The following is a 13,587-nucleotide window of genomic DNA, read 5'->3' as shown; positions in this document are numbered from 1 at the left end:
TCAGGACGCGAGACGATCGGTCAGGAAGGCCACCAGCGGTGTGCGGTGCACGTCCGGCCGGTCCCACCGGTTGTCCAGGTTCTCCGCCAGGTGGTGCACCGCCCGGACCGCGCCGCCGCGGTGGTGCCGCACGACCGGGTGCAGGTACGCCGCGGCGTGCGCCTGCCCGGGCACGTCCTGCGCGATCCGGCGCACCGACACGTCGAAGGGATCGACCTTGTCGTGGTCGGGTCCGTACTCCAGGGTCACCGCGAACACGTCGGTCGCCCGGTGGTCGTCGGTGGACAGTCCGACCCGGGCGAGGTAGTCGACCGGCACCTCGTCGTGGTAGCGGGCGGCCCGGCCGGCGACGGTGACCGCGTCGGCGAGCACGCCGAACTGCTGCCAGAGTCCGGACGAGCGGTTGATCCGGGCGATGATCGCGTCGGCGATCGCCTCCGGGGTGGCGTCGATCTTTTCGGCCGGCCACGGCGTGTCGTGGTACCGGCGCTCCAGCATCTTGTGCAGCGCCCGGACGCCGTACCGGAAGCCGTGGATGAAACCGTTCGTGGACCGTTTGAAGTCGCGGGCCTGCGACAGGGTTCCGGCGAAGAACAGGTCCGGTACGTTCACCGACTCCCACTCGTCGGTCTGCGCCGGGAACCGGTCGTCGATGGTCAGCGCCGGCCGGCAGTCGTCGGCGAAGATGTCCGGGTCGAAGCGGAACCCGGTGCAGACCAGGACCCGGTCGTAGTGCAGTTCCCGGACGACCTCGTCGGCCCGGGTGAAGCTGAAGGTGACCCGGTAGCCGTCCGGGTCGCGCCGGATGTGCCGCACGTGCCCGTCCAGGATCGCGTTCGCCGCCTTCAACTGGTACGTGTCGAGGAAGTTGTTGTTGACCGCGCGCAGGTGCCCGACGTAGTGCGACCGCCAGGCCATCCGCACCGAACCGGGTCCGGCCACGTGGATGACGGCGGTGGTCTCCATCAGGTTGTCGGCGGTCTCGAACGCCGAGTTGCCCTTGCCGATCACCAGCACCCGCTGGTCGAGGAAGTCCCGTGGGTCGACGGACATCGTGTCGTACCGCTCCGCCGTCTCGATGCCCGGGACGGCGGGCAGGTACGCCCGGCTGACCCCGGTGGCCACCACGAGCCGGCGGGCCCGGTACGCCCGCCCCGCCGCGTCGGCCACCGTGAAGCAGTCGTCGTCCCGGCCCACCCGGACCACCCGGGCGCCGTACCGTACCTGCACCCCGGTCTCGGCGGCGAAGTCGGCCAGGTAGCGCACCATCAGGTCGGCGGGCGGGAAGTACCGCTCGGTGTAGGTGGTGAATCGCGGCGTCCGGTCGTCCCCGAGCAGCGAGTTCCAGTCCAGCCGCAGGTTGAACTCCGGATCGTCGGAGCCGGTGTGCGGCTTGTTGATGGAGATGAGCGTCCGGTGCCTCGGGAATCTGGTGAAGAACGCACCCGGCCCGTCGGCACCCTCCAGCACCAGGTAGTCACGCCGGCCGTCCCGTTCCAGCAACGCGGCGAGCTGCAGCCCGGCCGGTCCGGCACCGACGATGAGGTAGTCCAGCGGGTTCCCAGTCACCGGCCGAACGTACGACGCTCAACTCAGAGAAATATCAGGACGACCCATGGTGACCGCGGCCCGGAAGTATCGCGTTCGTAAATATTGACCACTGACGTTAACACCGACACAATCACGGCACCCCTCACCCCCGGGAGCCCCCATGACCCGTCCCCGCCTGCCGCTGCTGCGGACGGCCACCCGGTTGGCCGCGGTCACCACCGCCGTCGCCGGGGTGCTGCTCGCCCTCACCCCACCCGCCAGCGCCGCCGTACCCACCGGGCGCTACGTCGCGCTGGGCGACTCGTACACCGCCGGGCCGCTCATCCCGGCGCAGGTCGACCTGAACTGCCTGCGCTCCAACCGCAACTATCCGACCCTGGTCGCCGGATCGGCCGGCTCCTCGCCGTTGGTCGACGTGAGCTGCTCGGGTGCCACCACCGACGACATCCTCCACGCCGGCAGCGGGCAGCTCGGCATCACGGTGCCACCGCAACTGAACGCGGTCACCTCGAACACGGCTCTGGTCACCGTGCAGATCGGGGGCAACGACATCGGCTTCTCCGACATCATCAGCAGTTGCGCCCAGGCCAGCCTGAGCAGCCCGCTCGGGTCGCCGTGCAAGGACCGGTACACCGCCGGGGGCACCGACCAGTTGCGCGCCCGGATCGACGCCACCGTCCCGAAGGTGACCGCCGTGCTGCGGGCGGTGCGCGCCGCCGCCCCGAACGCGCGGGTCGCGGTGCTCGGCTACCCGGCGATCCTGCCGGACAGCGGTTACGGCTGCTGGCCGGTGGTCCCGATCGCCTACCAGGACGTGCCGTACCTGCGCGGGGTCGAGAAGGCACTGAACGCGATGCTGGCCGGTACGGCGGCGGCGAACAACGCCAGCTACGTCGACGTCTACACCCCGTCGATCGGCCGGGACACCTGCAAGGGCAGCGGCACCCGGTGGGTCGAGGGGCTGGTCCCGCAGAACTCGGCCGCCCCGTTCCACCCCAACGCCCGGGGTGAGCAGGGCATGGCCGACGCCCTGCTGGCCAGACTGACCGGCTGACACCGGCGACCGGTCCGGACGGGTCCCGTCGCGACGCGACGGGACCCGCGCCATGTTTCCGGATCGTTTCCCACCGTGCTTGACATGCCTGAAAGGCCGCGCGCATGCTCTTGCTAAATCAGTTTAGCGGCTGAAAGGAAGAGCCGGATGCGGTTAGGCAGACGGGTCGTGGCGATCGCCTCGACCCTGGCATTGGCGATATCGGGTCTGACGTACGACGCGCAGGCGGGCGGCGGTGGCGGTGGCTCGGACGAGGGAATCCGCGGCATCACCCCGATCACGACCGTCTACACGTACGGTCAGAAGGTCTCCGCGGTGGCGGTCGAGTACGGCGCGCCCGTCAACCCGCGGGAGCTGGACAACTCCACGTTCTCCGTGCAGGACACCAGCTACAACTTCCGGTTCAACCCCATCGAGGACCTGCCCAAGCTGACCGATCGCACGGTCACCCGCACGTACGTCAACGACACCGCCGCCACCCGGGCGGACCACCGCTCGGTCCGGGGCCGGTACGTCATCGTCGAACTCGACCCCGACCAGAACGCCGGCTGGACCGTCATCGTCTCCAAGTGCCCGACCTTCATGTGCACGGTGAAGGTGAACCCGGACCTGCCGACCAGGGTGACGCAGCGCAAGGCCGTGCACGGCCAGCCGGCCCTCGGTCTCGGCAAGGGACCGGTGCTGGCGAAGGCGACGCCGAACACGTCCCGGAAGGTGACCGCGCAGGCGGTCAACCAGCTGGTCGACGAGTTCCGGTACGGCTCGTACCTCAGCGGCGGCATGGTCCTGCCGTACCACTACCACCTGCCGAAGAACTACGACCCGGCGAAGAAGTACCCGCTGATGGTGGTCCTGCCCGGGCACGGCATGGGCTGGGACGGTGACAATTCGCTGGTCCAGGTGGCCGCCGACATCCCCGCCACCGCATGGTTGCAACCGGAGTGGACCGGCAGCACCGAGGACGTCATCGTGCTGGCCCCGCAACACCAGCGGGTGGGCGGCCCGGCCGAGGCGGACCTGCTGGTGAAGCTGCTGGACCAGTTCGCCAAGGACTTCGCCGTGGACCAGCGGCGGGTCTACGCGACCACCGTCTCGTACGGCTCGCAACTGCTCTGGAACGCCTACGCCAAGCGGCCGGACCTGTTCGCCGGCGGCCTGGTGACCGGCGGTTTCGCCGTCAACGCCGACCAGGCCAAGGCGATCGCGGCCGCCGAGATCCCGCTCTGGGTCACCCACGGCGTGCACGACCACCTACTGAACATCAGCCTGGCCCGGACCACCCGGACGCTGCTGCAGGACGCGTACGCGGCCCGTGGCAAGACCCCGGAGCAGACGGCCGCGCTGCTGCACTACGTCGAGTACGACGACGCCGCCTTCTCCCTCCCGGACTACCACGCCGCGTACGGACCGACCTACGAGGACGGCTCGGCCCTGCGCTGGCTGCTGAAGCAGCGCAAGCCCTGACCCGGCGAACCGGCCGCGCGGGCCCTGATCGGCCGATCAGGGCTCGCGCTCGGTCGAGGCGGTCAGTACCGCACGACCCGGCGCGTGGGCGACCAGGCCCGCCGCCGGGTGGTAGGCCACCGGCAGCGGGTCGGTGATCTCTCCGACGAACGCGCCGTCGACGTAGTTGAGAAAACCGATGAGGCCCCACCCCGTGTCGTCCAGCGGGACGAGGCGGGGTGCGTAGAGGTGCGGGTGGGCGAACGGCCGCGCGGCCGACACGTCCCAGGGCCCGGTGACGCTCGACCCGGGCACGACCCAGACGCGGTCGGTGAGCGTGTCGGAGTTGGTGCAGAACAGCAGCAGCGGCTGGCCGTCGACGACCGCGACCTGGGGAACCTCCAGGTGACCGAAGCCGGCCGGGGCGGACAACGGCGGGCGGACCGTCCAGTGGAGCAGGTCGGGGGACGTGGCGTGGCCGATGACGCCACGGCCCGCGGCCGGCCCGGTGTTCGTCCGCGCGGTGACGAGCATGTGCCAGCCGTCGCCGTCCGGGTCGGCGAAGACCCACGGATCGCGCCAGGCCTGCTCGTACCACGCGGTCGGGTCGAGCAGCTCGTACCACGTCGGATCGGCCTCGACCAGCGGATCGGTGCCGTGCCGGTGCCAGCTGACCAGGTCGTCCGAGACCGCCAGCCCGATCCGCTGGACCAGACCCCGCTCGGCGCGGCCCACCCCGGTGTAGAAGAGGTACCACCGCCCGTCCGGGCCACGGACCGTGCAGCCGGTCCAGGTGGCCAGGTCGTCCCAGGCCGGGGCGTCGGCGGCGACCAGCGCGTCGGGCAGTAGGCGCCAGGAGCGCAGGTCGGTGGAGACGGCGTGGCCGATCGTGGCCCGGTGGTGCCGTCGCTCGGGGTCGAGCAGGGCGCGGGAGGCGCGCAGGAAGAACGCGTGCCAGGCGCCGTCGTCGTCGCGTGCGTACCAGCTGTCCCACACCCAGTGGTCCGGCAGTCGAAGCATGCGGCGAAACGTACCAGGTGAATCGGTTTAGCGCGGGCCCAGGTCGGCGCGGGCCCGGATTCAGCGCGGGCCCGGTCCGGCGGCGTCCGGCGGGCCGGGATCGGCGGGTGGCGCGACGGAACCGCGGCGGCGCAACGACATCGGCACGACCGTGGACCCGATGGCCCGGTCGTCCAGGAGCAGCTCCACCGCGCGGCGGCCCATCGTCTCGTGCGGCAGCGCGACGGTGGACAGGCCCGGTCGCAGCCAGGCGGCGATCGGGTCGTCGTCGAACGAGACGACCGAGACGTCCCGCGGCACCTCCAGCCCGGCCTCGGCCAGCGCCTGGTAGGCGCCGAACGCGAGCCGGTCGTTCATGCAGACGACCGCGGTGGGCCGGTCCGGCCTGCGCAGCAGGGTACGCATCGCGGCGTAGCCGTGCTCCGGCAGCCAGTCCTGGCAGAAGACCTCACGCGGAACGCCGGCCCCGACGTCGGCGAGCGCGGCCCGGATCCCCCGCAGCCGGGCGGCGGCGGCCAGCGACACCTCGGGGTCGGTCTCCTTGAGCCGGTTGCGGCCGATCACCGCGATCCGGTCCCGGTGGCCCCTGTCCAGCAGCGTGGTCGTCGCGGTCCGGCCGGCCCCCTCGTCGTCGGGGAGCACGCACGGCAGGTCGTCCGGACTGGTCGCGTTGAGCAGCACCACCGGGCCGGCGCGCAGCGCCTGCGGGACGGTGAGGCGGCGGGTGGCCATCGCCGCGTAGATGACCCCGTCCACCTGGCGGTCGAGCATGGCGTCGATGGCATGTCGCTCGAAGGCCGGGTCACCCTGGGTCTCCGCGATGAGCAGAACATGATCACGCTCGCGGGCGGCGTCCAGCGCGCCGCGGATGAGGTCGCCGGCGAACCGGGTGGTCGCGACGATGTCGGAGACGAACGCGATGGTGGCGGTCTTTCGGGTACGTAGACTGCGGGCGGCCACGTTGGGCCGGTAGCCGAGTTCCTCGGCCGCCGCGAAGACCCGCTGGTGCGCCTCGGCGGACAGTCGGGTGCCCTCCCGCCCGTTGAGCACCATCGACGCCGCGGTCTTGGACAGCCCGGCGCGACGCGCCACATCCGCCAGGGTCGCCCGGTTGTGCCCCATCAGTCCTCCGAATCAGGCGGCTGGACGCCGCTTCGCCTCATCATGGTGCGACGCGTCCCGCCGGGGAAGCCGCGCCGGGTGGTGTGTCGCCGGCCGCACCGCTGGTCCGGGACGACCGGCCATGAATCGGTCGTTTCCAGCTTGTGGCCGAAGTGTTTCTTGACACCGTCGACGGCCCCGGCCATGCTCGTGCTAAATCAGTTTAGCTATGTGAACCGCCCCGTCCAGGGGCAACCGTGACCGGGAGTCGATCGGCGCCCGGTCGACATACGGCCACCCGCGCCGGCCAGGATCGCGGCGCACCCGAGGTGGCACTGGAAGGCACCCCGCCGTGGCGAGACCGGCGGGGCGCCGAGCGAGCAAGGAGTCAAGGATGCCTCGATACGCAGCAAGGCGGTTCTCCCGGCGTGGCGTGGTGGTGACCGCGCCGCTGCTGGCGATGCTGGTGGCCGCGGGATGCAGCGCGCCCGGCGCCAAGGAGCCGGCGTCCGGCGGGGCCGGCGGCCCGGTCAGCACCGAGCTGGGCAGCGAGCAGATCACCCTGGAAATGTACGCCGAGACCGGCTTCCCGCTGGCCAAGGCGCTGGCCGACGAGTTCACCCGACAGCACCCCCACGTGAAGTTCAACATCCGCGAGGACCAATTCACGGTCATCGTGGAGAACGCGCCGCGGGTGCTCGCCTCGGACAAGGCGCCCGACATCATCCGGCTGCCCACGATGGTCGACCTGGTCAAGGACGGCCTGCTGAAGAACCTCGACCCGTACGCCACCGCGTACAAGTGGGACCGGTTCCCCGCCTCCCAGCTCACCCAGCTACGGGTGGCAGAAGGCGGCCGGCCGCGCGGCTCCGGCTCCCTCTACGCGATGGGGCTGGGCTACAGCGTCACCGGCGTGTTCTACAACAAGCAGTTGGCCCAGAAGGTCGGCATGACCGCGCCGCCCGCCACGGTGGCCGAGTTCGAGCAGCTGCTGGCCAAGGCCAAGGCGGCGGACGTACAGCCGATCATGCAGTTCAACAAGAACACCGCCGGGATCAACTTCCCGCACCAGGCCCTGCAGAACCAGTACGGTGACCCGGCCAAGATCGCCGACTGGGTTTTCCAGAAGCCCGGCGCCACCTTCGACACCCCGGCCGCGTTGAAGGCCACCCAGACGATCCAGAGCTGGGCGCGGGCCGGCTACTTCCCCAAGGACGCCAACGCGCTCGACTACACCGCCATGATGGGCCAGTTCCAGAAGGGCGGCGGCCTGTTCATGTTCAACGGTGACTGGGAGTCGGCCAACCTCGACAAGGCGATGCCGGGCAACGTCGGCTTCTTCCTCTTCCCGGGCGAGAGCGCGGGGGCCAAGCACGTGGCGATGTCGTCGCCGAACACCTTCGGCGTCGGCGCGAAGGCGAAGCACCCGGACGCCGCGGTGTACTTCCTCAACTGGGTGCACACCGACGCCAAGGCCCGGGACATCGTCGTGAAGCAGGGCGGATCGAGCCCGGGCGGCCCCGCCGACCTGGCCGTGCCGGCCGCCGAGGCGGGCACGGTGCTGGCCGAGACGCTCAAGGCGTCGCAGCAGCTCGGCGCGGAGAACGGCGCGATCGACTTCACCGCCAACGCCACCGGCGCGATCTTCGCCTCCGCGATCACCCCGGAGATGCAGAAGCTCGTCGTCGGACAGCAGACCCCCGAGGGGTACGTGAAGGCCGTCCAGGCCGAGTACGAGAAGGAACTGTCACGGTGACGTCTGCCCCCGGCGGCGCCACCGGGTGGGCCGGCCGCTCCGGGCCGGCCCACCCCCGGCCGTCGACACCGGTCCGGGCCGGGCGACTGCGGGCGGTCCGGGCCACCCGGTGGAGCGGCTGGCTCTACGTGCTGCCCGCCCTGCTCTTCTACGCCGTCTTCGTGCTCCGCCCGCTCGCCCTGACGGTCCAGTACTCGCTCTACCACTGGAACGGCATCGGCGTGGCGCGCTGGGCGGGGCTGGACAACTACGTCGCGGTCTTCACCGACCGGGACCTGCTGAAGATCATCGGTAACGCGTTCGTCCTGATCGTCTTCTTCAGCTTCATCCCGGTCGGCCTCGGTCTGCTGGTCGCCACGGTGGTCCGGCGGATCACCACCGGCCCGTTCGGCACCGCCGTACGGATCATCCTGTTCCTGCCGCAGGTGATCCCGCTGGTCGCCGCCGGCATCGCGTGGAGCTGGCTGTTCTCCTCGACCGGCCTGGTCAACCAGGTGCTGCGCGGGGTCGGCCTGGACGGGCTGGCCCGGGCCTGGCTGGGCGACTTCGACACCGCCTTGCCGTCGGTGGGCGTGATCGGCGCCTGGGTGATGCTCGGCCTGTGCACCATCCTGCTGGTCACCGGCATGAGCAAGATCGATCCCACGTTGTACGAGGCGGCCCGGCTCGACGGCGCCGGACCGGTCCGCGAGTTCCTCGCCGTGACCCTGCCCAGCCTGCGCCAGGAGATCGGTGTCTGCCTCACCGTCACCGTCATCGCCGCGCTGGCCAGCTTCGACATCGTCTACATCGCCACCGCCGGCGGTCCCGGACGGCAGACCACCGTGCCCGGCCTGGAGATCTACCGGCTGGCCTTCGCCCAACGTCAGGTCGGCCTGGCCTCCGCCCTCGGCGTGGTACTGACCGCGCTCGTGTTGATCTGCGTACTACCGATCCAGCGACTCACCAGGAGGACCGACGGATGAGGTTGAGCCGCGGGGAACAGCTCACGGGTCGACTCTTCCTCGTCCTGCTGGCCCTGGTCACCCTGCTGCCGTTCGTCAGCATGCTGTCGGCCGCGCTGCAACCACGCGGCAGCGTACCCACCGGCCTGACCTGGCCCACCGACCCGCAGTGGGGCAACTTCGCCAGTGCGTTCACCGTCGCCAACATGGGTGCGTTGCTGCGGTCCAGCCTGCTCATCGTCGCCGGTGTCGTACCGGTCTCGGTGCTGATCGCGACCATGGCCGGCTTCGGTCTCGGGCAGCTGCGGGTCGCCGGCGGGCGGGTCGCGTTCGGCCTGCTGCTGCTCGGCCTCACCCTGCCGTTCGAGGCCGTGATCACGCCGATCTACTACCAGGTACGCGACTTCGGCCTGCTCAACACCCGGTGGGCGATCATCCTGCCGCTGATCGGCCTCTACATGCCGTTCGCCGTCTTCTGGATGCGTGCCCACTTCGTCAACGTGCCGCCGGAACTCGCCGACGCCGCCCGGGTCGACGGGAGCACCACCTGGCAGCTCTTCTGGCGGGTCCAGGTGCCGCTGGCCCGGCCGGCGATCGCGTCGCTGACGATCCTGCTGTTCCTGTGGACCTGGAACCAGTTCCTGCTCGCCATCGTGCTCATCGACGACCCGGCGAAACGGACCATGGCCGGCGCCCTGGGCGCCTTCCAGGGCCAGTGGGGCACCGACCAGGTGCTGCTCTGCGCCGGGTCGCTGCTCATCCTCACCCCCACCCTCGTCGTCTTCCTCATCTTCCAACGCCAGTTCATCAAGGCCCTCCTGCAGGGCTCGCTGAAGGGATAGCGCGACGGTCCGGCGTAGAAGTCACGGCCACCCGCCCCGATGTCGATCGCGGTCGGTCAGAGCCACGGTCGCAGGGCCGGCGGTTCGACGACCCGCCCGGTCAGCCAGCCGGCCAGGGCCGCTGCCTCGCCACCCGCCGAGCGTTTGCGCACCACGTCGAGGGCGAGCGCCAGGTTCAGGTCGTCGGGCAGATCGGCGAAGCCGACGCCGGTGCCGAGATCGACCGCGTGCACGGTCACCTCGCGGACCCGCAGCCACGGGATCTCGGTGGCCGGTACGGTGCGCCCCTGCGCCGTGACGACCTCGTTGTGCCAGGCGGTTGCCGGTAACGAGGCGAAGTCGGCGGCGAGCGCGGCGGCCGAGGCGCGGACGAGTTCGCGCAACCGGGGCACCGGCAGCCGGGCGCCGCGCTCGATCTCGGCGTCGCGTTGGGCCCGGTCGGCGTACATCCGGGTCTCCTCGCCGGTGCGCGCCCAGCGGACCAGTCGGCTCAGCGCCTCGGCGTTGTGGTGCACGTGCGCCACGAGATGCCGCCGGGTCCAGCCGGGCAGTCCGGTGGGCGCGTCGAACCCGGCGTCGTCCAGCGCGTCCAGCCCGGACAGGAACAGCCGGGTCCCGTCGGCCAGCCAGCCGCGTACGTCGTCCCTCATCGCACCACCCGGTTGTCGAGCCGGCCGATGCCGGCGATCTCGGTCACCAGTCGCGCCCCGTCGGTGAGGTAGCGGGGAGGTGTGCGGGCGTGCCCGACCCCGCCGGGGGTGCCGGTGGCGATCACGTCGCCGGGCCGCAGGGTGAGCACCGTCGAGACGTACCGGACCAGGTCGACCGGCGAAAACACCAGGTCCGCGGTGTCCGCGCGCTGCACCACCTCACCGTCCACCGAGGCGGTCATGGTCAGCGCCGGTCGTACACCGCCGGGCAGCTCGTCGGGGGTGACCAGGACCGGCCCGAACGGGGTGGTCGCCTCGAAGGTCTTGCCCTGCAACCACTGCGCGCTCCGGTACTGCCAGTCCCGCGCGGTCACGTCGTTGAGCACGCCGAAGCCCGCGATCGCGGCCGCCGCCTGTTCCTCGGTGGCCCGCCGCACCGGGGCGCCGATGACGACGGCCAGTTCGGCCTCCCAGTCGACCGCCGCCGACTCGGCCGGCAGGACGATCGGGTCGCCGGCACCCACCAGCGCCTCGGGGTACTTGGCGAACAGGGTCGGAAAGGTCGGCAGTTCGCGCCCCATCTCCAGGATGTGGTTGCGGTAGTTGAGCCCGACACAGATGATCTTGCTCGGCCGCGGCACCAGCGGCGCGAACTCCGCGCCGTCCAACGGGTACGTCGGGCCGGTCGCCGCCGCGGCGATTCGGGCCCAGCCGTCCCGGCCGAGCAGGTCGCCGACGTCGGCCGCGCCGGTGTCCACGTAACCGTCCCGGTCGACCCGCACGGCCCGGGTGCCGGCGGGGGTACGCAGGGTGGCAAGCCTCACCGGCCGGCTCCTTCCGGGTCGTCGCCGACGTGTTGCCGGTGTTGGTGCAGCGATTCGAAGATCGGGGTGTCGCTGAACCGGAACAGGTCGACGCCGGTCTCCGACGCGACGGTCAGCGGCTGCCAGGACGGCACCACGAACAGGTCGCCGCGCTCGACCGTCCACTCGCGGTCACCGACCCGGACCGACCCGGCGCCGGAGAAGACCTGGTAGACCGAGGAGCCCACCTCCCGGCGGGTCCGGGTGCGGGTGCCGGGGCGCAGCCGGTGCACCTCCGCGCGGATCGTCGGCATCACGTCGCCGCCGGTGGTCGGGTTGGTGAACCGCACCGCGGCGTGACCGGGCCCGAGCACCCCGGGATGCCCGTCGTCCGCCAGCTCCAACTGGTCGCGCAGCGCCCGGTCGGTGAACTCCCACCGGTACGCCGCGATCGGCGAACTCGACGTCGGCCGGCCGGCCAGGGAGACCGGGGCGATGCCCGGGTGCGCCCACAGCCGCTCGGACCGCGACCGCGCGGGCGTGCCGCGGTCGGCCACCGCGTCCGGCCCGAACTCGAAGAACGCCGACTCGGTCAGGTGCACGAACGGGATGTCGAGCCCGTCGAGCCAGGCCATCGGCGCGTCGCTGCGGTTGTGGTGCCCGTGGAACCGCCAGCCCGGGGTGAGCAGGAAGTCACCGCGACGCATCGCCACCGGATCGCCGTCGACCACCGTCCACACGCCCTCGCCCTCCACCACGAACCGGAAGGCGTTCTGGGTGTGCCGGTGCACCGGCGCGTCCTCCCGCGGCCCGAGATACTGGATCGCTGCCCACAGCGTCGGGGTGGCGTACGGCGCACCGCCCAGGCCCGGGTTCGCCAGCGCGATCGCCCGGCGCTCGCCGCCGCGCCCCACCGGAACGAGGTCGCCCGCGCGGCGCGCCAGCGGCAGCAGGTCGCGCCACCGCCACGCGTGCGGCAACGCCCTCGACCGCGGCTGTGGCGGCATCAGGTCACCGATCTCGGTCCACAGCGGGATCAGCGACTCGGCCTCGAATCCCCGGTAGAGGTCGTCCAGCGCCGGCGTACGGTCCGGCTGGCCGGGGCCATCCGTCGCGACGATCCGCACCGGGCGGTGGCTGGTCGTGGTCAATGACTCGTCCTTCCTGACGGGTTTCCGGTGGCCTCGGCGTAGCGGCGCGAGATGGTCGTCAGCTCGTCCGGGCCGATGACGTCCTCGACGCGGCCGAACGGCCGGTCGCCGGTGCGCGCCCAGACCTCGCGGAGGATGATGTCCGGCGGGGTGCTGCGGTTGGTACGCACGACCCGCGCGGTGGCCGGCAGCCGCTCGTCCTGGTACGCCCGCAGGGCCCGTTCCGGATCGTCGTCGGCGCACAGGCACCGGCGCAACGCCGCGGCGTCGAGGATCGCCTGGCCGGCACCGTTGGAGCCGCGCGGCACCATCGGGTGGGCCGCGTCGCCGAGCAGGGTCACCCGGCCGACCGTCCACCGGTCCAGCGGGTCCTGGTCGACCATCGGGTATTCGAGCACCCGCTCGGTGCCGCGCAGCAGCGCGGCGACGTCCAGCCAGTCGAAGTGCCAGTCGGCGAAGGCACCGATGAAGTCCTCGATCCGGCCGGGGCGCCCCCAGTCGCGTCGGCCGTGCCGCGGCGTCTCCAGTTCGGCGACCCAGTTGACCAGTTGGTTGCCGTGCCCGTCGACGTCCCGACGGATGGGGTAGACGACCAGCTTGCCGTGGCTGAGCCAGCCGGCCCGGACCATGCTGGCGCCGGTCAGGATCGGCGGCGCCACCGTCGTCCCCCGCCACATGTTCACCCCGCTGTAGCGCGGCTCCCCCTCCCCCGGGTGCAGCTGGGCCCGGACGGCCGAGTGGATGCCGTCGCAGCCGACCAGCAGGGCCGCCGGCACGTCCGGCAGCGACGCGCCGTCGCCGGAGCGGCGGAACCGCAGCCGTACGCCGTCCCGGTCCTGGTCGAACCCGACGCAGCGGTGGTCGAGCCGGACCGCGTCCGGGCCGAGCCGCGCGCGCACCGCGTCGAGCAGGACCCGTTGCAGGTCGCCGCGGTGCACGGAGAACTGCGGGTGCTCGTGCCCCGCGTACCGGCCGGCCGGCTCCCGGTGGATGAGCTGGCCGAACCGGTTGAAGAAGGCCGACTCCCGGGTGGTCACCGCGACCCGGGCCAGGTCGTCGGTCAGGCCGAGCCGGGCCAGGATCCCGGTGGCGTGCGGCAGAATGTTGATGCCGACCCCGAGTGGGCGGATCTCCGGCACCGCCTCGTAGATCCGGCACGGGATCCCGGCGTCGTGCAGTTCCAGCGCGAGCACCAGCCCGCCGATCCCTGCGCCGACGACGGCGACCTCGCCGGCCATGCGATTGGACATGTCACTCCCCGGTCGAACGGAC

At 71.7% G+C, this 13,587-nt stretch carries 12 protein-coding genes; 5 read left to right on the top strand and 7 right to left on the bottom strand.

Annotation, left to right across the window (positions count from 1 at the left end; translation table 11 throughout):
* Positions 1–1,569, bottom strand: coding sequence for an NAD(P)-binding domain-containing protein (locus tag ACFOX0_RS20285; RefSeq protein WP_377548256.1), 1,569 nt, complete (start codon positions 1,567–1,569; stop codon positions 1–3).
* 142 nt (positions 1,570–1,711) lie between these two features.
* Here ACFOX0_RS20285 and ACFOX0_RS20280 point away from each other — a divergent pair, with 142 nt between their 5' ends.
* Complete coding sequence (locus tag ACFOX0_RS20280) at positions 1,712–2,605, top strand: SGNH/GDSL hydrolase family protein (protein WP_377548255.1); 894 nt, start codon at positions 1,712–1,714, stop codon at positions 2,603–2,605.
* 147 nt (positions 2,606–2,752) lie between these two features.
* Complete coding sequence (locus ACFOX0_RS20275; protein ID WP_377548253.1) at positions 2,753–4,069, top strand: hypothetical protein; 1,317 nt, start codon at positions 2,753–2,755, stop codon at positions 4,067–4,069.
* Positions 4,070–4,105: 36 nt separating this feature from the next.
* Here the strand turns inward: ACFOX0_RS20275 and ACFOX0_RS20270 are convergent, their stop codons facing one another.
* Together ACFOX0_RS20270 and ACFOX0_RS20265 are read right to left on the bottom strand one after the other, a co-directional pair.
* The gene (locus ACFOX0_RS20270; RefSeq protein WP_377548250.1) at positions 4,106–5,068 is read right to left on the bottom strand and encodes a family 43 glycosylhydrolase; all 963 of its coding nucleotides are present in this window, start codon (positions 5,066–5,068) and stop codon (positions 4,106–4,108) included.
* A gap of 60 nt (positions 5,069–5,128) precedes the next feature.
* Positions 5,129–6,190: a LacI family DNA-binding transcriptional regulator gene (locus ACFOX0_RS20265; protein WP_377548248.1), complete on the bottom strand. Its 1,062-nt coding sequence runs from the start codon at positions 6,188–6,190 to the stop codon at positions 5,129–5,131.
* 373 nt (positions 6,191–6,563) lie between these two features.
* Here ACFOX0_RS20265 and ACFOX0_RS20260 point away from each other — a divergent pair, with 373 nt between their 5' ends.
* From ACFOX0_RS20260 to ACFOX0_RS20250, 3 genes are read left to right on the top strand one after another with little or no spacing between them, the layout of a single operon-like run.
* Positions 6,564–7,925 carry an ABC transporter substrate-binding protein gene (locus ACFOX0_RS20260; RefSeq protein ID WP_377548246.1) on the top strand — a complete coding sequence of 454 codons (1,362 nt, stop codon included), beginning with the start codon at positions 6,564–6,566 and terminating at the stop codon, positions 7,923–7,925.
* The gene (locus tag ACFOX0_RS20255; RefSeq protein ID WP_377548244.1) at positions 7,922–8,890 is read left to right on the top strand and encodes a carbohydrate ABC transporter permease; all 969 of its coding nucleotides are present in this window, start codon (positions 7,922–7,924) and stop codon (positions 8,888–8,890) included. Before ACFOX0_RS20260 ends, ACFOX0_RS20255 begins: the two co-directional genes overlap by 4 nt.
* Positions 8,887–9,711 (top strand): carbohydrate ABC transporter permease, encoded by an 825-nt coding sequence (locus tag ACFOX0_RS20250; RefSeq protein ID WP_377548242.1) that lies wholly within the window; start codon positions 8,887–8,889, stop codon positions 9,709–9,711. The genes ACFOX0_RS20255 and ACFOX0_RS20250 overlap by 4 nt, the downstream gene beginning before the upstream one ends.
* Positions 9,712–9,767: 56 nt before the next feature.
* On the opposite strand, the gene ACFOX0_RS20245 is transcribed toward ACFOX0_RS20250, so the two are convergent.
* Genes ACFOX0_RS20245 through ACFOX0_RS20230 form a run of 4 tightly spaced genes read right to left on the bottom strand, consistent with a single transcriptional unit; the run spans position 9,768 to position 13,565 of the window.
* Positions 9,768–10,361, bottom strand: a complete 594-nt coding sequence (locus ACFOX0_RS20245) for a maleylpyruvate isomerase N-terminal domain-containing protein (RefSeq protein ID WP_377548240.1) — start codon at positions 10,359–10,361, stop codon at positions 9,768–9,770.
* Positions 10,358–11,185 (bottom strand): fumarylacetoacetate hydrolase family protein, encoded by an 828-nt coding sequence (locus ACFOX0_RS20240; protein ID WP_377548238.1) that lies wholly within the window; start codon positions 11,183–11,185, stop codon positions 10,358–10,360. The genes ACFOX0_RS20245 and ACFOX0_RS20240 overlap by 4 nt, the downstream gene beginning before the upstream one ends.
* On the bottom strand, positions 11,182–12,315 hold the full coding sequence (locus tag ACFOX0_RS20235; RefSeq protein ID WP_377548236.1) for a cupin domain-containing protein: 1,134 nt from the start codon (positions 12,313–12,315) through the stop codon (positions 11,182–11,184). Before ACFOX0_RS20235 ends, ACFOX0_RS20240 begins: the two co-directional genes overlap by 4 nt.
* Positions 12,312–13,565 carry a flavin-dependent oxidoreductase gene (locus tag ACFOX0_RS20230; protein WP_377548233.1) on the bottom strand — a complete coding sequence of 418 codons (1,254 nt, stop codon included), beginning with the start codon at positions 13,563–13,565 and terminating at the stop codon, positions 12,312–12,314. The genes ACFOX0_RS20235 and ACFOX0_RS20230 overlap by 4 nt, the downstream gene beginning before the upstream one ends.
* Positions 13,566–13,587: the final 22 nt, after the last annotated feature.

The sequence above is a fragment of the Micromonospora zhanjiangensis genome (assembly GCF_042650605.1).
GTDB classification, from domain to species: Bacteria; Actinomycetota; Actinomycetes; order Mycobacteriales; family Micromonosporaceae; genus Micromonospora_J; species Micromonospora_J zhanjiangensis.
This window is presented reverse-complemented; position numbering and strand designations above follow the sequence as displayed.